Source organism: Streptomyces sp. NPDC041796, assembly GCF_055590785.1.
Window position 1 is genome coordinate 41,536 of sequence record NZ_JBVJAH010000021.1, and the last position, 20,119, is coordinate 61,654.

Below are 20,119 nucleotides of genomic sequence, written 5' to 3' on the forward strand. Positions count from 1 at the left end.
GTCAGCCCTTCCGCTTCCGGCCCCTGGCTCCCGGCACCGTACGGCCGACGATCACCGTACGCCGGGGCTGCTCGGCCGGCCTGTCGTTCTTGTTCCGGCTCATCGCCCGGCGCACGCCGTAGCCGAACGCCGCGACCTTGACGAGCGGTCCGCCGAAGGTGGAGGCGACCGTCGTGGAGAGCGCGGAGGCGTTGGAGGTGACTTCCTGGACGTCCGACGCGATGGCGTCGACCCGGTCGAGCTGCGTCTGCGCGGAGCGCACGGTGGCGGAGGCGTCGGCCAGCAACGGGACCGCCTGCTCGGTCACCTCGGCCACGAGTCGGGTGGTCGCCCTGAGCGTCTGGGCCAGCCTCACCAGCACCACGGCCAGGAAGGAGACCAGGATCGCCCAGAAGACGGCAACCAGAATCCCGGCAACCTCTCCACCGGTCACTGCGCACCGCTCTCTGCTCGTCGGTCGGTCGTCGCGTATGTCGGACGCCGTGAAAAGTCGTTCTCCGAGCCTATCGCGCCGACGCTCGCTCGCCGTACCGCATTTGCCGCGCAGCGCGTTACGGCTGCGCGGAGGCGGACCTGCGCGGTCCGATTGTACGGACCGCGTCGACGCCAGTACGCTCCGTGTTCCATGCGACGGAGCAATCTGCCGGCGGAGCTGAACCGGTTCGTCGGACGTGACGGCGACATCGGTGAACTGAAGCGGCTGCTGGCGGAGTTCCGGATCGTCACGGTGATCGGCGTGGGCGGTGTCGGCAAGTCCCGGCTGGTGCTGAGGGCGGCCGCGCAGATCGCCGACGATACGGAGAAACGCTACTGCGACGGGGTCGTGCCGGCGGAGCTGGCGACGCTGCGCGATCCGGGACTGCTGGAACAGGCCCTGCTGGACGCGCTCGGCCTCACGGACCACACCCGCAGGCCGCCGCGTGAGGTACTGCTCGAGCACCTCGCCGGCCGTCGGCTGCTGCTGGTCCTCGACGGCTTCGAACATCTCGCGGACGAGTGCGCCGGTCTCGTACGGGAGTTGCTGCGCCGCTCCCCCGGGCTGGCCGTGCTGGCCGCCGCCCGCTGTCCGCTGCGGCTGGACGGCGAGGCCGTGCTGCCGCTCGCGCCTCTGCCGGACGCCGACGCGGTACGGCTGTTCACCGACCGGGCCGCCGCGGTGGCGCCGCGGCTCCGTGTCGAGGACACCGGCGCGGTACGGGAACTGTGCCGGCGCCTCGACGGGATTCCGCTGGCCCTGGAGCTGGCCGCCGGCCGGCTGCCCGTACTCACCGTCGACCAGATGCTGCACCGGCTCGACGACCGGTTCCGGCTGCTGACGGGTGGCGCGCGGGGCGCGCTGCCCCGGCACCGGACGCTGCGGACGGCGATCGGCTGGAGCCATGAGCTGTGCACGCCCCGGGAACGGCTGCTGTGGGCGCGGCTGTCGGTGTTCGCCGGCCCCTTCGACCTGGAGGCGGCGGAGTACGTGTGCGGCGGCCCGGAGCTGCCGGCCGAGGGGGTGCTCGACGTGCTCGCCGAGCTGGTGGCGCAGTCGGTCGTGGGGCGTGAGGACACGGCGGCGGGCGTGCGCTACCGGATGCTGGACACGGTCCGGGCGTACGGGGCGGAGTGGCTGACGGCGCTGGGCGACGAGGCGCGGATACGGCGCCGGCACCGCGACTGGTACATGGGCCTGGCCACCTGGTGCGAGCTGGAGTGGTTCAGCCCTCGCCAGGCCGAGGTGGCCGCCTGCGCCGACGGTGCGCTGCCCAACCTGCGGGCGGCTCTGGAGCTGTGCCTGGAGGCGCCCGACGAGGCACACCTGGCGCAGCACCTGGCCGCGACGCTCTGGTTCTCCTGGGTCGGCTGCGGGCGGCTGGCGGAGGGACGGCACTGGCTGGACCGGGCGGTGGCCCTGGACTCGGGCCATGACGAGGCCCGGCTCCGGGCGCTGTGGGTGCTGGGGTACGTGGCGATCCTGCAGGGCGACAATCCGGCGGCGGTGGCGGCGCTGCACGAGTGCGGACAGGGCGCGGCCCGTACGGGCAACGCGCTGGCGGCCGCGTACACGACCCATCGCATGGGCTGCCTGGCGCTGCTGTCGGACGACATGCAGCGCGCCGAGGAGCTGCTGGCGCGGGCCCTGACCTCGTACCGCGAGCAGGGGGAGCTGAACAGCCAGGTCCTGATGGGCCAGGTGGAGCTGGCGATGGCGAAGGTCTTCCTGGACGACCTGGAAACGGCCGTGGAGCTGTGCCGGGAAGTGCGGGATATCTGCGAGGACCGGGGCGAGCGGTGGACGCGGGCCTACGCGCTGTACGTCCTGGCGTACTCGGCCTGGACCCGGGGCGAGCACGGCGAGGCCCGGGAGCTGCTGCGGGAGTGCATCACCATCGACCACCAGTTCAACGACCTGGTCGGACTGGTCCTGGCCATCGAGCTGCTCGCGCTGGTGACGGCCGCCGAGGGCGACCCGGCGGAGGCGGCGGTGCTCCAGGGCGCGGCCGCGCCGATGTGGGAGGCGGTGGGACCGCCGCTGTTCGGCTCCGGCTACTTCAGCGCGCCCCGGGCCCTGTGCGAGCAGCGGGCCGGCGAGGAGCTGGGCGCGGAGCGGTTCCGGTCGTACGTCGCGGAGGGCGGCGCCCTGTCGCTGGACGCGGCGGTGGAGCGGGCGCTGTCGGGCCGGCCGCCGCTGGACGGGGTGCCGTCGCCGCGGCACCGGTCGCGGTCACGGCCTCGGCCGCGCCCTCCGCGTCCGCGGTGAGCGGTCCGGGCCGGGCCGGCGGCCTGGGCCGGGCTCCCGCGAGCGGGCGGGCGGCCCGCACGCCCCCCGCCACCGGACGGCGGGGCGCCGGGAACGCGGGAGCCCGCCGCTCCCCGGAGGGAACGGCGGGCTCGACAACCGCGTGAGGGCTACGTCAGCGGGCGTAGTACTCGACGACGAGCTGCTCGTCGCAGATGACCGGGATTTCCTTGCGGTTCGGCTCGCGGTCGAGGCGGAAGGCCAGGGCCTTCAGGTTGACCTGGAGGTAACGCGGGGTCTCGCCGTCGGGGGCGAAGCCACCCTCACGCGCCACCTGGAACAGCGTCTTGCTGCGGCTGCGCTCGCGGACCATCACGACGTCGTCGGGGCGCACGCGGAACGACGGCTTGTCGACCTTGCCACCGTTGACCTCGATGTGGCCGTGGACGACCATCTGGCGGGCCTGGTAGATGGTGCGGGCGATGCCCGAACGCAGGACCAGGGCGTCGAGACGGCGCTCGAGCTCGACGACCAGCGCCTCGCCCGTCTTGCCCTCGGCCTTCTTGGCACGGTCGTAGGCGCGCGCCATCTGGCGCTCGCTGATGTCGTACTGGGCACGCAGACGCTGCTTCTCGAGCAGACGGACCTTGTAGTCCGAGTTCTGCTTGCGGCCACGGCCGTGCTCGCCCGGCGGGTAGGGGCGGGCCTCGAAGTACTTGACGGCCTTCGGCGTCAGCGCGATACCGAGCGCACGAGACTTCTTGACCTTGGGACGCGACTGGTTAGGCACGTTCTCCAGACCTCCGAAATAGGTTAGGCTTACCTTAATCAAGGAGATCGCATGTCGAGCCCTGGGAACACCACGCGCATCACAGACAGCAGCACAAAGAGCGACGCTCCTGCTTCGCAGAGCATCGATGTGACGGAGGTCCGATCAGCTCATGGTCAGCCGCGTCCCAGCGGGCTTGAAACCGCCCGGATGCCGTCAGCAGCCGAGCGCACACGAACTCTCGTACAGAGTACATGCTCCGCGGTGCTCATCCTGCCGGGGGCCGACGGGGCCCGGCCGGAGGAGCTGATGCCGGAGGCGCGTGTGGTCGGCACGGACGGCGAGGTCTTCCTGCTGTTCCCCGCCGACGCCCCGGCCGTACGGGCCGCCACGCACGCGCAGGACGACGAACTGCCCGCCGTGCTGGAGCTCACGGACGTCGCCCCGGTCGCCGTCCCCGACCGCATCCGGGGGCGGGCCTGGGTCTCCGGCTGGCTGACGTGCGCGCCCGGTGTCGCCGAGCCCGGACACATGATGCTGCGCCTGGAGGTCGGCGAGGTGTACGTCGACGACCTGTGGGGCGACGCCGCGGTGAGCCCCGAGGACTTCGCCGACGCCCTCCCGGACCCGCTCACGTCGTACGAGACCGAGCTGCTCCAGCACCTCGCCGCCGCCCACGACGACCATGTGCAGGGGCTGAGCGGACTGCTCGCGCACCGCGCCGACGTACGGCGCGTGGCGCCGCTGGCGCTGGACCGCTTCGGGCTGCGGGTGCGCTGCCGGGACCAGGAGGGGCGCTCCTTCGACGCGCGCTTCGACTTCCCCGAGCCCGTGCGGGACATCCATGGGCTGCGGCGTGCGATGCATGCCCTTTTCGAAGCGGCGCAGGGCTGATCAGACGGTCCCTTCACCGCGCAGCCGCTCGCGCACCTTCTCGACCACGTCCGCGTACCGCGCCTCCGCGCCGTAGCGCGTCGGCTCGTAGTAGCGCCTGCCGTGGATCTCGTCCGGGGCGTACTGCTGGGCCGCGATGCCGCCCGGCACGTCGTGCGGATACACGTATCCCTGGGCGTGGCCGAGCTTGGCCGCGCCCTTGTAGTGCCCGTCGCGCAGATGGGGCGGCACCGGGCCCGCCAGGCCGTTGCGCACGTCCGCACGGGCCGCGGCTATCGCCGTGGTCGCGGCGTTCGACTTCGGGGCCAGGGCGAGGGCGATCGTGGCGTGGCTCAGGGTGAGGGCCGCCTCCGGGAACCCGATCATGGCCACTGCCTGGGCGGCCGCGACCGCGAGGGGCAGGGCGGTCGGGTCCGCGAGACCGATGTCCTCACTCGCCGAGATCATCAGGCGGCGGGCGATGAAGCGGGGGTCCTCGCCCGCCTCGATCATCCGGGCGAGGTAGTGCAGGGCCGCGTCGACGTCGGAGCCTCGAATGGACTTGATCAGCGCGCTGGCCACGTCATAGTGCTGGTCGCCGTCCCGGTCGTACTTCACCGCGGCCCGGTCCACCGTCTCCTCGAGGGTGGCGAGGGTGATCTCGGCTTCCTTCTTCGCCAGGGCCGCGCCGGCCGCGGCCTCCAGCGCGGTGAGCGCCCGGCGGGCGTCGCCGCCCGCGATCCGCAGCAGGTGGGACTGGGCGTCCTCGGGCAGAGTCACCGCGCCGTGCAGGCCGCGCTCGTCGGTGAGCGCCCGCTTCAGCAGGCCCCGGATGTCGTCGTCCGTGAGCGGTTCGAGGGTCAGGAGGAGGGAGCGGGAGAGCAGGGGGGAGATCACCGAGAAGTACGGGTTCTCGGTGGTGGCGGCGATGAGGGTGACCCAGCGGTTCTCCACGGCCGGCAGCAGGGAGTCCTGCTGGGCCTTGCTGAAGCGGTGGATCTCGTCGAGGAAGAGCACCGTCTCCTTGCCGAAGCCACCGGCCGCGCGGCGGGCACCGTCGATGACCGCGCGGACCTCCTTGACCCCCGCGGTGATCGCGGACAGCTCCACGAACCGCTTGTTGGTCGCCTTCGACACGACGTACGCCAGGGTCGTCTTGCCCGTGCCGGGCGGACCCCAGAGGATCACGGACGAGGCACCGGCCGGTCCCCCGGCGCCTTCACCCACCAGTCGGCGCAGGGGTGACCCCGGCTTCAGCAGGTGCTGCTGGCCGACGACTTCGTCCAGGGTGCGCGGGCGCATCCGGACCGCCAGCGGGCTGCTTGACGGGTCCTTCTCCTGGCGTTCTTCGGCTGCGGCGGTAAAGAGGTCGGGCTCCACATCCAGAAGCGTATGTCAGCCCACTGACAGTGGGTCCGGGGCGGATCAGCCCGTCCAGAAGTCCCACCAGCGGGTCAGGACCAGCATCCCGATGATGCCGATGTGCAGGACGGGCAGCACCCAGGTGAACTCGTCGAGGAAACCGCGGATCGCGCGCGGCGCGGGCAGCAGGCCGTGGCGCACGTTGTGCGAGGTGACGTACCAGAACATGACGATGGTGGCGACCCAGGCGAGACTGCACCACAGGCACAGCGCGTTGATCTCGTACAGCGACTGCTGCATCAGCCACATGCAGAAGCCCACGCCGAAGAGCGTGCCGGCGTTGAGTCCGAGCCAGTACCAGCGGCGGTAGCGCGCGCCCGCGAGGAGGGCGACGCCGATGGCGACGACCATGCCGTAGGTGACGAGCCCCAGCATCGGGTTGGGGAACGGCGGCCTGGTCGCTCTTCATGATGTTGCCGCAGGAGACGACCGGGTTCAGGCTGCAGCCCGGGGTGAAGTTCGGGTCCTCCAGCAGCTTGAACTTGTCGAGCGTGATCACCCACGCCGCGAGCAGTCCCGCCGCGCCCGTGATCACCAGCATCCAGGCGAAGGCCCGGCTGCTGCCGACCGTCGTGCCCCGGCCGGAGGAGACGTCGTCAACCACTGCACTCGTCATGGGGGATCATTCTGCCGCATCCCGACTGGTGTCCGCCGTTCGGTGGACATAAGGACACCCCGGCCGGGGGCCGGGGTGTCCGTAGGTCACACGAGTCGCGAACCCAGCTTCTCGACGAGTCCGTCGAGGGCCACCGGCTCCTGCTCGCCGGACTCCATGTCCTTGAGCTGGGCCACTCCCTCGGCGAGGTCCCGCTCGCCGAGCACGAGGGCGTACCGGGCGCCACTGCGGTTGGCGGCCTTCATCGATGCCTTGAGGCCCTTGCCGCCGTACGCGAAGTCCGTGGCGACCCCCGCCTTGCGCAGCCCGGTGACCACGCCGAACAGCCGGCGCCGCGCCTCCTCGCCGATCGGCACCGCGAACACGCTGGTGGTGGCGGGCAGGTCGAGGGTGACGCCCTCGGCCTCCAGCGCCAGGACCGTGCGGTCCACGCCCAGCGCCCAGCCCACCGACGGCAGGGCCGGGCCGCCGATCATCTCCGACAGCCCGTCGTAGCGGCCGCCGCCGCCCACCGCCGACTGCGAACCGAGGCCGTCGTGGACGAACTCGAACGTGGTCCGGGTGTAGTAGTCCAGGCCCCGCACCAGCTTCTCGTCGTCCTCGAAGGCCACGCCCGCCGCCGTCAGCAGCTCGCGGACCTCGGAGTGGTACGCCTTGCAGGCCTCGCACAGGTGGTCGCGCAGCAGCGGCGCGCCCACCAGCTGCTTCTGGACGTCCGCGCGCTTGTCGTCGAGGACCCGCAGCGGGTTGATGTCGACCCGGCGGCGGGTGTCCTCGTCCAGGTCCAGCCCGCGCAGGAAGCCCTGGAGGGCCTCCCGGTAGACGGGGCGGCACTCCTTGTCGCCGAGCGAGTTCAGCAGGATGCGGAAGTTCCGCAGGCCGAGCGAGCGGTACGCCTGGTCGGCGAGGATGATCAGCTCGGCGTCCAGCGCCGGGTCCTCGGCGCCGATCGCCTCGGCGCCCACCTGGGAGAAGTGCCGGTAGCGGCCCTTCTGCGGACGCTCGTAGCGGTAGTACGAGCCCGAGTACCAGAGCTTGACGGGGAGGTTGCCCGCCTTGTGCAGGTTGGCCTCCAGCGCCGCGCGCAGCACGGAGGCGGTGCCCTCGGGGCGCAGCGCGAGCTTGTCGCCGCCCTTGGTCTCGAAGGCGTACATCTCCTTGGTGACGATGTCGGTGGACTCGCCGACACCACGGGCGAACAGCTCGACGTTCTCGAAGCCGGGGGTCTCGACGTACCCGTAGCCGGAGTTCTTCAGCGGCGCGGAGATCGCCTCGCGGACGGCGAGGTACGTCGCGGAACGCGGCGGCAGCAGGTCGTAGGTGCCCTTGGGGGCCTGGAAGGTACTCACGGGACTCGTCTCGTCACATTCCTCGTCGGGGAGCGGGCGACGCTCCCTGGCCGGCCGCCACCTCGCGCAGGTAGGGGTTGGTGGCGCGCTCGCGGCCGATGGTCGTCTGGGGGCCGTGGCCGGACAGCACCACGGTCGAGTCGTCGAGCGGCAGGCACACGCGGGCCAGCGATTCGAGCATCTCGGCCATGTCACCGCCCGGCAGGTCGGTGCGTCCGATGGAGCCGGCGAAGAGCAGGTCGCCCGAGAAGAAGACCGGCGGGACGTCCGCGGCCTCGGGCATCCCGAAGGTCACCGACCCCTTGGTATGGCCGGGCGCGTGCGACACGGTCAGCTCCAGGCCCGCGAGGCTCAGCTTCGCCCCGTCGGTCAGCTCGTGGACGTCGTCCGGCTCCCCCACGGTCAGCTCGCCCATGAGCGGCATGCCGATGGAGCGGCCGAGGGCCTTGGCCGGGTCGCTCATCATGTACCGGTCGGCGGGGTGGATCCACGCGGGTACGTCATGGGCGCCGCAGACCGGGACGACGGAGGCGACATGGTCGATGTGGCCGTGGGTCAGGACGACGGCCACGGGCTTGAGCCGATGCTTCTTGAGCGTCTCCTCGACACCTTGGGCCGCCTGGTGGCCCGGGTCGATGATCACGCACTCCTCGCCTGCGGCGGGGGCGACCAGGTAGCAATTGGTGCCCCAGGCCCCGGCGGGGAACCCGGCAATGAGCACGATCGTCCTTAGTGAGTCGTCCGGCACGTGTCGTCCGGTGGAGGAATGCAGCAGATCAGAGCCTACCGGCGCTGCTCATTCCACAGCCAACCCGTATACGGTACGGGCACACTCGGCCAGGACAGGAACAGACGACCGACAAGGAGAAGACCCGGTGGTCACCAGCGATCAGCGGCGGCGCCAGCTCGCCCGGGAGAAGTTCGAGCGGCAGCAGAAGCGCCGGGAGGAGGCGCGGCGCAAGGCCAGGCGCCGCACCAGGATCATCGTTTCCTCGGTCGCCGTGGCGCTGGTCCTGGGAGCGGGGGCGTACACGAACTTCCGCACGGAGTCCGCCGCGGACGCGAAGAAGCCCGTCGAGTTCCCGTCGCCCTCCGAGAGCGAGAGTTCCACGCCGGAGCCCAAGATGGCCGTGGACGCCAAGGCGAAGTACACGATGGCGCTCACGACCGACCGCGGCGCCGTCTCGATCGCGATGGACGCCGCGAAGACGCCCCGTACGGTGAATTCGTTCAAGCACCTGGCCGACAAGAAGTACTTCGACAACACGAAGTGCCACCGCCTGACCACGAAGGGCATCTTCGTGCTCCAGTGCGGCGACCCCAAGGGCGACGGTTCCGGCAGCCCCGGTTACACCATTCCGGACGAGAACCTCGGCGCGCTGGGCAAGCCGGGCGCGGACGGCACGGTGACCTTCAAGGCCGGCACGGTGGCGATGGCCAACACCATGCAGCCGAACACCGGCGGCAGCCAGTTCTTCCTGGTCTACAAGGACACCAAGCTGCCTCCGCAGTTCACCCCCTTCGGCACGATGGACGCGGCCGGTCTGAAGGTCGTCCAGGACGTGGCCAAGGGCGGGGTCGAGGGCGGCGCCACCGACGGTGCCCCCAAGAAGGCCGTCACCATGGAGAAGGCCACGGTCAGCAAGAAATGAGTCACGGCGTGAACCGCCGAATTCGGTCGCGCTGAGTGCGGACAGCCGGGCTGCCGGTCGCCTAGATTGGCGTTGTGCAGCGCGGCCTGGATTGTCGCGTTGTGGAGGGCGGGCGAGGCCCGTCAGGGAACTGTGGACGATGCCCGGGGGAGACCGCCCTCGCCGGCATCATGTGGAGGAGGCGCTGTGAGCAGCGACCCGTGGGGCCGCGTCGACGAGACGGGCACCGTGTACGTGCGTACAGCCGACGGCGAGAAGGTCGTCGGATCGTGGCAGGCCGGATCTCCCGAGGAGGCACTGGCCTACTTCGAGCGCAAGTACGAGGGCTTGGTTGTCGAGATCGGCCTCCTCGAGAAGCGGGTGAAGACCACCGACCTGTCGGCCAAGGACGCCATGGCCGCGATCGACCACATCCGTCATCAGGTGGACGAGCACCACGCCGTGGGTGACCTCGACGCGCTGCGCAAGCGGCTCGACAAGCTGGTCGAGACGGTGGACGCGCGGCGCGAGGAGCGCAAGGCGCAGAAGGCGAAGCAGACCGACGAGGCCCGGCACGCCAAGGAGGCGCTGGTCGCCGAGGCGGAGGAGCTGGCGCAGAGCGAGCAGTGGCGGGCCGCGGGTGAGCGGCTGCGGGCGCTGGTGGACACCTGGAAGGGCCTGCCGCGGCTCGACCGGAAGTCCGACGACGAGCTCTGGCACCGTTTCTCGCACGCCAGGTCGGCGTTCTCCAAGCGACGCAAGGCGCACTTCGCGTCGCTGGACGCGCAGCGCGAGGAGGCCCGCAAGGTCAAGGAGAAGCTGGTCGCCGAGGCCGAGGCGCTGTCCGGCTCCACCGACTGGGGCGCGACGGCCGCCCGGTACCGCGAGCTGATGGCGGAGTGGAAGGCGGCGGGCCGCGCTCAGCGCGAGCACGAGGACGACCTGTGGAACCGTTTCCGCGGCGCTCAGGACGTCTTCTTCGCGGCGCGCAGCGAGGTCTTCGCGGAGCGTGACGCGGAGCAGGCGGAGAACCTCAAGCTGAAGGAGGAGCTCGCCGGCGAGGCCGAGAAGCTGCTCCCGGTGACGGACCTCAAGGCGGCTCGCGCGGCGTTCCGGTCGATCAACGAGCGGTGGGAGGCGATCGGTCACGTACCGCGCGACGCCCGTCCGAAGGTCGAGGGCCGGATGCACGCCGTGGAGCGGGCGATCCAGGAGGCCGAGGAGACCGAGTGGCGTCGTACGAACCCCGAGGCACGGGCGCGTGCCGCGGGTCTGACGGGTCAGCTGCAGGACGCGGTCGACAAGCTGCAGAAGCAGATCGACGCGGCCCGTGCGGCGGGCAACGACGCCAAGGCGGACAAGCTGGCGCGTGAGCTGGAGGGTCGGCAGGCTCTGCTGGACCAGGCGCTGAAGGGTCTGCAGGAGTTCGGCGGCTGACGCCGGCCGGCGCGTACGAAGAAGGGCCTCCCCGGGCGGGGAGGCCCTTCTTCGTACGCGGTTACGGCCTGCGGGCCGAGGTCACGCGGTAGACGTCGTACACGCCCTCCACGCCCCGGACCGCCTTCAGGACGTGGCCCAGGTGCTTGGGGTCGCCCATCTCGAAGGTGAAGCGGGAGGTGGCCACCCGGTCGCGGGAGGTCTGGACGGCCGCCGACAGGATGTTGACGTGCTGGTCGGACAGGACGCGGGTGACGTCCGACAAGAGCCGGGAGCGGTCCAGGGCCTCGACCTGGATGGCGACCAGGAAGACCGAGGACTGGGTGGGCGCCCACTCGACGTCGAGGATCCGCTCCGGCTGCTGCGACAGCGAGTCCACGTTGACGCAGTCGGCGCGGTGAACCGATACGCCACTGCCCCGCGTGACGAACCCGATGATCGGGTCGCCGGGCACCGGCGTACAGCAGCGGGCCAGCTTGACCCAGACGTCCTCGACGCCCTTGACGACCACACCCGGGTCGGCCTTGGCGCGGCGCTTCCCGCGGCCGCGCGACGGCGGCGCCGACTCGGCGATGTCCTCGCTGGCGGCCTCCTCGCCACCGAGGGCCTGCACCAGCTTCTGGACGACGCCCTGGGCGGCGACGTGTCCCTCGCCGATCGCCGCGTACAGCGACGAGATGTCGGGGTAGCGCATCTCGTGCGCCAGGGTGACCAGCGAGTCGCCGGTGAGGATGCGCTGGATCGGCAGGTTCTGCTTGCGCATGGCGCGCGCGATGGCGTCCTTGCCCTGCTCGATCGCCTCGTCGCGGCGCTCCTTGGAGAACCAGGCGCGGATCTTGTTCCGGGCGCGGGGCGACTTGACGAAGCCGAGCCAGTCGCGGGAAGGTCCGGCGCCCGCGGCCTTGGAGGTGAAGACCTCCACCAGGTCGCCGTTGTCGAGGGTCGATTCGAGCGGTACGAGCCGTCCGTTGACCCGCGCCCCTATGGTGCGGTGGCCGACCTCGGTGTGGACGGCGTACGCGAAGTCCACGGGAGTGGCGCCCGCGGGCAGCGCTATGACGTCACCCTTCGGGGTGAAGACGAAGACCTCGTTGCGGGACAGGTCGAAGCGGAGCGACTCCAGGAACTCGCTGGGGTCCTCGGTCTCCTTCTGCCAGTCCAGTAGCTGGCGCAGCCACGCCATGTCGTTGATGTGGTCGTCCTTGCCGGCCTTCTTCGGCACGTCGGTGCGCACCTTGGAGGCGCCGGCGACGGCCTCCTGCTTGTACTTCCAGTGCGCGGCGATGCCGTACTCGGCGCGGCGGTGCATGTCGAAGGTGCGGATCTGCAGCTCGACGGGCTTGCCGTTGGGTCCGATGACCGTCGTGTGCAGCGACTGGTACATGTTGAACTTCGGCATCGCGATGTAGTCCTTGAACCGGCCGGGGACCGGGTTCCATCGCGCGTGGACGGTGCCGAGGGCGGCGTAGCAGTCGCGGACCGTGTCGACGAGGACGCGGATGCCCACCAGGTCGTAGATCTCAGCGAAGTCCCGGCCGCGGACGATCATCTTCTGGTAGACGCTGTAGTAGTGCTTCGGCCGGCCGGTGACGGTGGCCTTGATGCGGGCGGCCCGGAGGTCGGCCTGGACCTCGTCGGTCACTATGGCGAGGTACTCGTCCCGCTTGGGGGCCCGCTCGGCGACGAGGCGGACGATCTCGTCGTACATCTTGGGGTAGAGGATCGCGAAGGCGAGGTCCTCCAGCTCCCACTTGATGGTGTTCATGCCCAGCCGGTGGGCCAGAGGCGCGTAGATCTCGAGGGTCTCGCGGGCCTTCTTCTCCTGCTTCTCCCGCTTGAGGTAGCGCATGGTGCGCATGTTGTGCAGGCGGTCGGCGAGCTTGATGACCAGGACGCGTGGGTCCTTGGCCATGGCGACGACCATCTTGCGGACGGTCTCGGCCTGGGCGGCCTCGCCGAACTTGACCTTGTCCAGCTTGGTGACGCCGTCGACGAGGAGGGCGACCTGGTCGCCGAAGTCCTTCCGGAGCTGCTCCAGGCCGTACTCGGTGTCCTCGACGGTGTCGTGGAGGAGGCCTGCCATCAGGGTCGCGGGGTCCATGCCGAGCTCGGCGAGGATGGTGGTGACGGCGAGGGGGTGCGTGATGTACGGGTCGCCGCTCTTGCGCTTCTGGCCTCGGTGCCAGCGCTCCGCGACCTGGTAGGCGCTCTCGATCTGGCGGAGCGTCGACGTCTCGATCTTCGGGTCGTTGCTGCGGACTATGCGCAGCAGGGGCTCCAGGACCGGGTTGTACGGCGACGATCGCTGGACGCCGAGACGGGCGAGGCGGGCGCGCACGCGGTTGGACGAGCCGCCGGAGCGGGCGACGGCGGGCGGCGTGGGCTTGGGGGCCGAGACGGGAGCCGGGCCTTGGGCGCGCTGCGGCGTGGCCGGTTTCGCGTCCGCCGTCCTGTTCTGCGCGGCCTTGTCGGGGGGCGTGGCTGGGGGCGCCGCGGCCTTGTCGGCCTGCTGGTCGGGCTTCGCGGCGGAGAGTGGCTGGGCCTCGTCTGGCAAGAGCGCTCCTCGTGCGGGTCCGGGTCCCCCGGTCAGGCCCGGAATCCCATGGTACTGACCTCGGACGGGCGGCTTCCCCTCGGACGGGGACACGATCGCTCCTCGGCCGCACGCCGAACAACGCGAAACGGGCACCCGGTGTTCCGGGTGCCCGTTCCTGTGCCGTATGCACGCTGGTCAGAGCGTGATCAGCGCCTCCAGCGGGGCGCCGGCCAAGGCGGGCTCCAGGCGGGCGCGGCCGCCCAGGAACCCGAGCTCCATGAGGACGGCGACGCCCGCGACCTCGGCCCCGGCCCGCCGGATCAGCTCCAGCGAGGCCTCGGCGGTGCCGCCGGTGGCGAGGACATCGTCGATGACCATGACGCGGTCACCGGGGAGGAGGTCCTCGGCGTGCACCTCGATCTCGGCGGTGCCGTACTCCAGCTCGTACGCCTGGCTCAGCGTCGCCCCCGGGAGCTTGCCCGCCTTGCGCACCGGGACGAAGCCCAGCCTCGCGGTGACGGCGACCGGCGCGGCGAGGATGAAGCCGCGCGCCTCCAGGCCGACGATCTTCGTCGCGCCGTGCCGGACGCACAGCTCGGCGAGGGCCTCGGTGAGGGCGGCGAACGCCTCCGGGTCCGCGAGCAGCGGCGTGATGTCCTTGAACGTCACGCCGGGGATGGGGTGGTCCGCGACGTCCCGGATCCGGCTGAGCAGCAGCTCCTGCGTGGTGACGGTCATCGACGCCGGCCCCGTCCCCGGGTGGGCTGGCGGCGCTGGCCGACCACGGCGCCGGCGGGTGCGGCGTCCTGCTCGTCGTCCTGCGCTTCGGCGGTGTCGGCGTGCTCGGTGGAGTCGTCCTCGGAGGTGCCCTTCGAAGCGGCCTGGGCACGCTTGGCGAGGACGCGCTTCTTCAGCGCCTTCATCTGCGGGTCGCGTTCCTTGAGGTCGGCGACGAGCGGCGTGGCGATGAAGATCGAGGAGTAGGCACCGGCCGCGAGACCCACGAACAGCGACAGCGAGATGTCGTTGAGCATGCCCGCGCCGAGGACACCGCCGCCGATGAACAGCAGACCGGCCACCGGCAGCAGCGCCACGACCGTGGTGTTGATGGAGCGCACCAGGGTGCTGTTGAGGCTGCGGTTGGCGATCTCGCTGTAGGTCCAGCGGGTCTGCTTGGTGATGTCCTTCGACGCCTCCTTGAGACCGTCGAAGACGACGACGGTGTCGTAGAGGGAGTAACCGAGGATCGTCAGCAGACCGATCACGGTGCCCGGGGTGACCTCGAAGCCCACCAGGGCGTAGATGCCGACGGTGATCGTCAGGTCGTGGATCAGGGCGATCAGCGCGGCGATGGCCATGCGCCATTCGAAGGCGATCGCCAGGTAGATCACGACGAGGACCATGAAGACCCCGAGGCCCGTCCAGGCCTTGTTGGCGATCTGCTCGCCCCAGCTCGGGCCGACGATGTCGGCGGTCAGGTCGTTGGTGGCGACACCGAAGTCGGACGCCAGCTCGGTCTTGATCTTGTTGGATTCCGAGGTGGTCACATCGCTGATCTGGATGCGCAGACCACCGCTGCCCAGTTCCTGGACGATCGGGATGTGGCCGGAGATCTCCTCCGCCGTCTCCCGCGCCTCCTCGGTGGACACCGAGAGCTTGGGCGTGGTGACGACGACGCCGCCCTTGAACTCGATGCCCATGTTGAGGCCCTGCACCATCAGTCCGGCGATGGCCGTGATGGTGATCAGGATGGAGACGCCGTACCAGAGCATCCGCTTGCCGACGAAGTCGTACCCGACCTCACCGCGGTACAGGCGAGCGCCCATGCTGCCGAGTCGTGACATCTCACGCCTCCTTCGGTTCGGTGGTGGCGGAGACGCGCCGCGAGCGGCGCAGCGGGGGCTTGGCTCCCAGCCGCTTCGGGTCCAGGCCCGACCACGGGTGACCACTGCTGAAGAACTTGGTGCGGGCCATCAGCGTCATCAGCGGCTTGGTGAAGAAGAACACCACGACGACGTCGAGGAGGGTCGTCAGACCCAGGGTGAAGGCGAAGCCCTGCACCTTGCCGACGGTCACGATGAACAGCACGGCCGCGGCGAGGAACGACACGAAGTCGGAGACCAGGATCGTGCGCCGGGCGCGCGGCCAGCCGCGCTCGACGGCGGGCCGCAGGGTGCGGCCCTCGCGGATCTCGTCCCGCACCCGCTCGAAGTACACGATGAACGAGTCGGCGGTGATACCGATGGCCACGATCGCACCGCAGACGGCCGGCAGGTTCAGCGCGAAGCCGATGGCCGGGCCGAGCAGCGACATCAGCGCGTAGGTCAGGACCGCCGACACCAGGAGGCTGAGGAGCGCGATGACCGACAGGCCTCGGTAGTAGACCACCAGGTAGATCACGACCAGCGCGAGACCGATGGCACCCGCGACGAGTCCGGCCTTGAGCTGCTCACCACCGAGCGCGGCAGTGACCGTGGTGACGCTCTCCTGCTCGAACGACAGCGGGAGCGCGCCGTACGACAGGATGTTGGCGAGGTCGGTGGCGGAGGCCTGGTCGAAGCTGCCGGAGATCTCGGCGCTGCCACCGCCGATGACGCTGTCCACGGACGGCGCGGAGACGACCTGGCCGTCCAGGGTGATCGCGAACTGGTTCTGCGGCTGCGGCTGGCTCGCCAGCTTGCCGGTGGTTGCGGCGAACTTCTTGGTGCCCGCGTCGGTGAAGCCGAGCTGGACGATCCAGCGGCCGCGCTGCGGGTCGAGGACGCCCTGCGCCTCGTCGACGTCCGTTCCGGCGACCTCGGCGGGGCCGAGGATGTACTTGGCGTCGCCCTCCTGGCCACAGGCGACGGTCGGCTTGGCCGGGTCCGCGTTCTGGGCCGGGTTGGGCACCTCCTTGGTGTCCTTCTTCGGCGTGCAGTCCAGAGCGGCGAACTGCTTGTCGAGCGCGGCGATCGCCGCGGCGCCGGAGGCGGAGGGCTGCGGGGCAGGCGGGGTGGCCGGCTTGCCCGACGGGCTCGCCGTGGGGCTCGGCGACTCGTCCTTCTTCAGGGCCTCGGGGACGGCGCGGCCCTGCGTGGTGGCGCTGGGCTTCGGGCTCGGCGGGGTCGACGCCTTGCCGCTGGGCTTGCCGCTGGGCGTGGCGCTCGGCGTGCCGCCGGCGGACGGGTCCGGGAGCGGCGCGCTGCCGGAGACGGCGAGGACCGGGCGGAAGTACAGCTCGGCGGTGGTGCCGACCTGCTTCTGGGCCTTCTCGGAGTCGGTCGCCCTGGGGATGTTGACGATGATGTGCCGGTTGCCCTGCTGCTGGACCTCGGCCTCCGAGACACCGAGACCGTTGACACGGCGCTCGATGATGCCGATCGCGGTCTGCATGTTGGTGTTGTTGACCGCGTTCGGCTTGCCCGGCTCGCTCTCGGCCCGGAGGGTGATGCTCGTGCCGCCGGCGAGGTCGATGCCCAGGCGCGGGGTGAGGTCACCCGACCAGAACATCCCGCCGATAAGGGCGCCGATGGCGATCAGGATCGCGGCCAGGGCTCGCCCCGGCTTGCCCTGCCCCCCCGATGCCGGCCCTCGGCCCTTCTTGGGTGCTGCCACCTTCTCGTTTCTCCCTGTCCAACCGCCGCTACGCCGGGTGAGCGTCGGGGCGGCCACGAAGTGGTGTGGGGAATCCCCCGCGTGTGTCGGCACGGAACGGACCGCGCACGCCGGTGGGCGACGCGGTCCGTCTGCACGCCTTACTTCGCGTCGGTGTCGCCGTCGTTCTTCTCGTCGGCCTTGGCGTCCTTGGCCTCGGGAGCGGTGTCGCCCTCGCCGGCCGCGTCCTTCTTGCCCAGGTCGATCTTCGCGTCGTCGGCGACGACGGCGGTGTCGACGGCGTCGGCCTCGGTGAGCGAGGAGGCGTCGTCCGGCACGACGGTGGTGTCGGTCTTCAGGTCACCGTCACCGTGGACGATGCGGTTGTACTCCTCGTCGTCGAGGACGGCACCGACGGCGTTCTTGGCGTACACGGCGTGGACTCCTGGAGCGACCTCCAGGAGGACCGTGTCGTCGCCGACCTCCTTGACGGTGGCGTACATCCCCCCGATCGTCCGTACGCCGGTTCCGGGCTGCATCTGGTTGCGCATTTCCACCGCCTGCTGCTGCTTCTTCTTGGCAGAGCGGGTCATCAGGAACATGGCCCCGATGAGGACGATGAACGGCAGGAGAGTCACGATACTCACGGGACGACAAATCCTTCGCACGGTCGCGGGGAACCGCGGCCTGATCTTCGGGGGTGGGTACGCCGCCCTGAAGGGTCGGCATCGGCGGAGTCTAGGCGAGTCCGCATCAATGGAACAACGCCCAGCATGGCACCGCGGTTCCTGGCCGGGCGAGTGTCCTCGCCGTCACGCCCCGAAGAGCCCCTGTTGTCCCCTTCCCGGGCCGCCTGCCTGCGGCGGTACGAGGCCGAGATGCGTCCACGCGGCGGGCGTGGCGACCCGGCCGCGGGGGGTGCGGGCGAGCAGGCCCTCCCGGACGAGGAAGGGTTCCGCGACCTCCTCGACCGTCTCGCGCTCCTCGCCCACGGCGACGGCGAGGGTGGACAGTCCGACCGGTCCGCCGCCGAACAGCTTGAGCAGGGCCCGCAGCACCGCCCGGTCCAGCCGGTCCAGGCCGCGGTCGTCCACCTCGTACACCTTGAGGGCGGTGGCGGCGATGTCGCGGGTGATCAGGCCGTCGGCCTTGACCTGGGCGTAGTCGCGGACGCGGCGCAGCAGGCGGTTGGCGATGCGGGGCGTGCCGCGGGAGCGGCCGGCGATCTCGGCGGCGCCGTCGGCCTCGATCTCGACGTCCAGGAGCTGGGCGGAGCGGTGGATGACGCGCTCCAGCTCGGCCGGCGCGTAGAACTCCATGTGGGCGGTGAAGCCGAACCGGTCGCGCAGCGGAGGCGGCAGGAGGCCGGCGCGGGTGGTGGCGCCGACGAGGGTGAAGGGCGGCAGCTCCAGCGGGATGGCGGTGGCGCCGGGGCCCTTGCCGACGATGACGTCGACGCGGAAGTCCTCCATGGCCATGTAGAGCATTTCCTCGGCGGGCCGGGACATCCGGTGGATTTCGTCGAGGAAGAGGACCTCGCCCTCCTGGAGGGAGGAGAGGATCGCGGCGAGGTCGCCGGCGTGCTGGATGGCGGGGCCGGAGGTGATGCGGATGGGGGCGCCCATCTCAGCAGCGATGATCATGGACAGGGTCGTCTTGCCGAGGCCGGGGGCGCCGGACAGCAGGACGTGGTCGGCGGTGGCGCCGCGGGCCAGGGCCGCCTTGAGCACCAGGTCCAGCTGCTCGCGCACGCGTTCCTGGCCGACGAACTCGGCCAGTGACTTGGGCCGCAGGGCGGCTTCGACGGCCTGGTCCTCCCCGTCGGCGGACGCCCCGACGAGCCGGTCGGCGGAGCCGGCGGCCGGCGTGCTGCTGGTGTCGGTGTCGTCGTCCCAGTTCACTGCGGATTGCCTCGTGTGGTCATGGCGGCGGGGCCGCTCGGGTGGTGAGGTGCCGGACGCTGCTCCCGGCCGGGCGCGAGCACGCGGGTCACCGGGTGCGGTTCAGGGTCTGGAGGGCGGCCTTGAGCAGTCGTCCGATCTGGGGGTCCCCGCCTTCCGCCTCGGCCTGCGGGGTGACGGCGGCCACCGCCTCGTCGGCCTCGCGCGTGGCGTAGCCGAGGCCGATCAGCGCGGCGTGGAGCTGGTCGCGCCAGGACGCGGTGACCGCCGTCCCGATCCCCTGCCTGCCGATGTGGGCGCCGACCGGCTCGCCGAGCCGGTCCTTCAGCTCCAGCAGCAGCTTCTGCGCACCCTTCTTCCCGATGCCCGGCACCGCCGTGAGCGCCTTCTCGTCGCCGGACGCCACCGCGACGCGCAGCGCGTCCGGGCTGTGCACGGCGAGCATGGCCTGGGCGAGGCGCGGGCCGACGCCGCTGGCGGTCTGGAGCAGCTCGAAGACCTGCCGCTCGTCGTCGTCGGCGAAGCCGTACAGCGTCAGGGAGTCCTCCCGGACGACCAACGACGTGGCGAGCCGCGCCTCCTGACCCACCCTCAACTCGGACAGGGTGGTGGGCGTGCACTGGACGGCCATGCCGATGCCGCCTACCTCGATCACGGCGGTGGTCGGGGCGAGGGCGGCGACCGGGCCGGAGACAAAGGCGATCATGCGAGGTGGCCTTTCCGTGCGTGGTGTGCGGCGACCGCCTGCTGCAGACGGTTCTGGGCGGGGGCCCGCCATATGTGGCAGATGGCGAGGGCGAGGGCGTCGGCGGCGTCGGCGGGCTTGGGCGGGGCGTCGAGCCGGAGCAGCCGGGTGACCATGGCACCGACCTGGGCCTTGTCGGCGCGGCCACTGCCGGTGACGGCGGCCTTCACCTCGCTGGGGGTGTGCAGGGCGACGGGGATTCCGCGGCGGGAGGCGCACAGGATGGCGACGGCACTGGCCTGGGCGGTGCCCATCACCGTACGGACATTGTGCTGGCTGAACACGCGCTCCACCGCGACCAGTTCGGGCCGGTGCTCGTCCAGCCACTCCTCGATGCCGCGCTCGATGGCGACGAGGCGGTGCCCCGTCTCGGCGTCCGCGGGCGTACGGACCACACCCACCCCGAGCATGGTCAGCGGACGCCCGGCGACGCCTTCGACGACGCCGACACCGCACCGGGTCAGGCCGGGGTCCACCCCGAGAACGCGCACGCCGCCACCCCTTCTTCGCTCAGCTGTTTGTGCAGGCTATCGGGTGGCACTGAC

Annotated in this window: 17 protein-coding genes and 1 pseudogene; 4 read left to right on the forward strand and 14 right to left on the reverse strand. The window is 71.0% G+C overall.

What is annotated here, in order from left to right:
• Position 1: 1 nt before the first annotated feature.
• Positions 2-433 (reverse strand): DUF948 domain-containing protein, encoded by a 432-nt coding sequence (locus tag ACZ6C1_RS31670; RefSeq protein ID WP_064068038.1) that lies wholly within the window; start codon positions 431-433, stop codon positions 2-4.
• A 192-nt stretch (positions 434-625) separates the two neighbouring features.
• On the opposite strand from ACZ6C1_RS31670, the gene ACZ6C1_RS31675 reads away from it, so the two are divergent.
• Positions 626-2,743 (forward strand): ATP-binding protein, encoded by a 2,118-nt coding sequence (locus tag ACZ6C1_RS31675; RefSeq protein WP_469245650.1) that lies wholly within the window; start codon positions 626-628, stop codon positions 2,741-2,743.
• A gap of 154 nt (positions 2,744-2,897) precedes the next feature.
• Here the strand turns inward: ACZ6C1_RS31675 and rpsD are convergent, their stop codons facing one another.
• Positions 2,898-3,512 carry a 30S ribosomal protein S4 gene (gene rpsD, locus ACZ6C1_RS31680; RefSeq protein WP_064068039.1) on the reverse strand — a complete coding sequence of 205 codons (615 nt, stop codon included), beginning with the start codon at positions 3,510-3,512 and terminating at the stop codon, positions 2,898-2,900.
• A 189-nt stretch (positions 3,513-3,701) separates the two neighbouring features.
• On the opposite strand from rpsD, the gene ACZ6C1_RS31685 reads away from it, so the two are divergent.
• Positions 3,702-4,385, forward strand: a complete 684-nt coding sequence (locus ACZ6C1_RS31685) for a DUF2470 domain-containing protein (protein ID WP_469245652.1) — start codon at positions 3,702-3,704, stop codon at positions 4,383-4,385.
• Here ACZ6C1_RS31685 and ACZ6C1_RS31690 read toward each other — a convergent pair whose 3' ends face one another.
• The 4 genes and pseudogenes from ACZ6C1_RS31690 to ACZ6C1_RS31705 form a co-directional block, all read right to left on the reverse strand.
• Positions 4,386-5,744: a replication-associated recombination protein A gene (locus ACZ6C1_RS31690; RefSeq protein WP_469245654.1), complete on the reverse strand. Its 1,359-nt coding sequence runs from the start codon at positions 5,742-5,744 to the stop codon at positions 4,386-4,388.
• A gap of 45 nt (positions 5,745-5,789) precedes the next feature.
• Positions 5,790-6,402: pseudogene (locus ACZ6C1_RS31695) on the reverse strand (vitamin K epoxide reductase family protein).
• Between the two features lie 86 nt (positions 6,403-6,488).
• Positions 6,489-7,751 (reverse strand): histidine--tRNA ligase, encoded by a 1,263-nt coding sequence (gene hisS, locus ACZ6C1_RS31700; protein ID WP_469245656.1) that lies wholly within the window; start codon positions 7,749-7,751, stop codon positions 6,489-6,491.
• Positions 7,752-7,764: 13 nt separating this feature from the next.
• Positions 7,765-8,472 (reverse strand): MBL fold metallo-hydrolase, encoded by a 708-nt coding sequence (locus ACZ6C1_RS31705; protein WP_469245658.1) that lies wholly within the window; start codon positions 8,470-8,472, stop codon positions 7,765-7,767.
• A 154-nt stretch (positions 8,473-8,626) separates the two neighbouring features.
• Between ACZ6C1_RS31705 and ACZ6C1_RS31710 the strand changes: the two genes are divergently transcribed.
• Positions 8,627-9,403 carry a peptidylprolyl isomerase gene (locus ACZ6C1_RS31710; protein ID WP_469245660.1) on the forward strand — a complete coding sequence of 259 codons (777 nt, stop codon included), beginning with the start codon at positions 8,627-8,629 and terminating at the stop codon, positions 9,401-9,403.
• Between the two features lie 186 nt (positions 9,404-9,589).
• A complete protein-coding gene (locus tag ACZ6C1_RS31715; RefSeq protein ID WP_469245662.1) occupies positions 9,590-10,819 on the forward strand; it encodes a DUF349 domain-containing protein in 1,230 nt (409 codons plus the stop codon).
• Positions 10,820-10,880: 61 nt separating this feature from the next.
• On the opposite strand, the gene ACZ6C1_RS31720 is transcribed toward ACZ6C1_RS31715, so the two are convergent.
• The 8 genes from ACZ6C1_RS31720 to ruvC all read right to left on the reverse strand — a co-directional run bounded on the left by ACZ6C1_RS31720 (position 10,881) and on the right by ruvC (position 20,065).
• The gene (locus ACZ6C1_RS31720; RefSeq protein ID WP_469245664.1) at positions 10,881-13,373 is read right to left on the reverse strand and encodes a RelA/SpoT family protein; all 2,493 of its coding nucleotides are present in this window, start codon (positions 13,371-13,373) and stop codon (positions 10,881-10,883) included.
• Between the two features lie 177 nt (positions 13,374-13,550).
• Complete coding sequence (locus ACZ6C1_RS31725) at positions 13,551-14,093, reverse strand: adenine phosphoribosyltransferase (RefSeq protein WP_469245666.1); 543 nt, start codon at positions 14,091-14,093, stop codon at positions 13,551-13,553.
• Positions 14,090-15,199: a protein translocase subunit SecF gene (gene secF / locus ACZ6C1_RS31730; protein ID WP_469245668.1), complete on the reverse strand. Its 1,110-nt coding sequence runs from the start codon at positions 15,197-15,199 to the stop codon at positions 14,090-14,092. Before secF ends, ACZ6C1_RS31725 begins: the two co-directional genes overlap by 4 nt.
• Position 15,200: 1 nt before the next feature.
• Entirely contained in the window at positions 15,201-16,949 is a 1,749-nt protein-coding gene (secD, locus tag ACZ6C1_RS31735) for a protein translocase subunit SecD (protein WP_469245670.1), read from the reverse strand.
• 140 nt (positions 16,950-17,089) lie between these two features.
• Positions 17,090-17,575: a preprotein translocase subunit YajC gene (gene yajC / locus ACZ6C1_RS31740; protein WP_469245672.1), complete on the reverse strand. Its 486-nt coding sequence runs from the start codon at positions 17,573-17,575 to the stop codon at positions 17,090-17,092.
• 165 nt (positions 17,576-17,740) lie between these two features.
• Entirely contained in the window at positions 17,741-18,829 is a 1,089-nt protein-coding gene (gene ruvB, locus ACZ6C1_RS31745; protein ID WP_469245674.1) for a Holliday junction branch migration DNA helicase RuvB, read from the reverse strand.
• Between the two features lie 88 nt (positions 18,830-18,917).
• Positions 18,918-19,535: a Holliday junction branch migration protein RuvA gene (gene ruvA / locus ACZ6C1_RS31750; RefSeq protein ID WP_469245676.1), complete on the reverse strand. Its 618-nt coding sequence runs from the start codon at positions 19,533-19,535 to the stop codon at positions 18,918-18,920.
• The gene (gene ruvC, locus ACZ6C1_RS31755; RefSeq protein WP_469245677.1) at positions 19,532-20,065 is read right to left on the reverse strand and encodes a crossover junction endodeoxyribonuclease RuvC; all 534 of its coding nucleotides are present in this window, start codon (positions 20,063-20,065) and stop codon (positions 19,532-19,534) included. The genes ruvA and ruvC overlap by 4 nt, the downstream gene beginning before the upstream one ends.
• Positions 20,066-20,119: the final 54 nt, after the last annotated feature.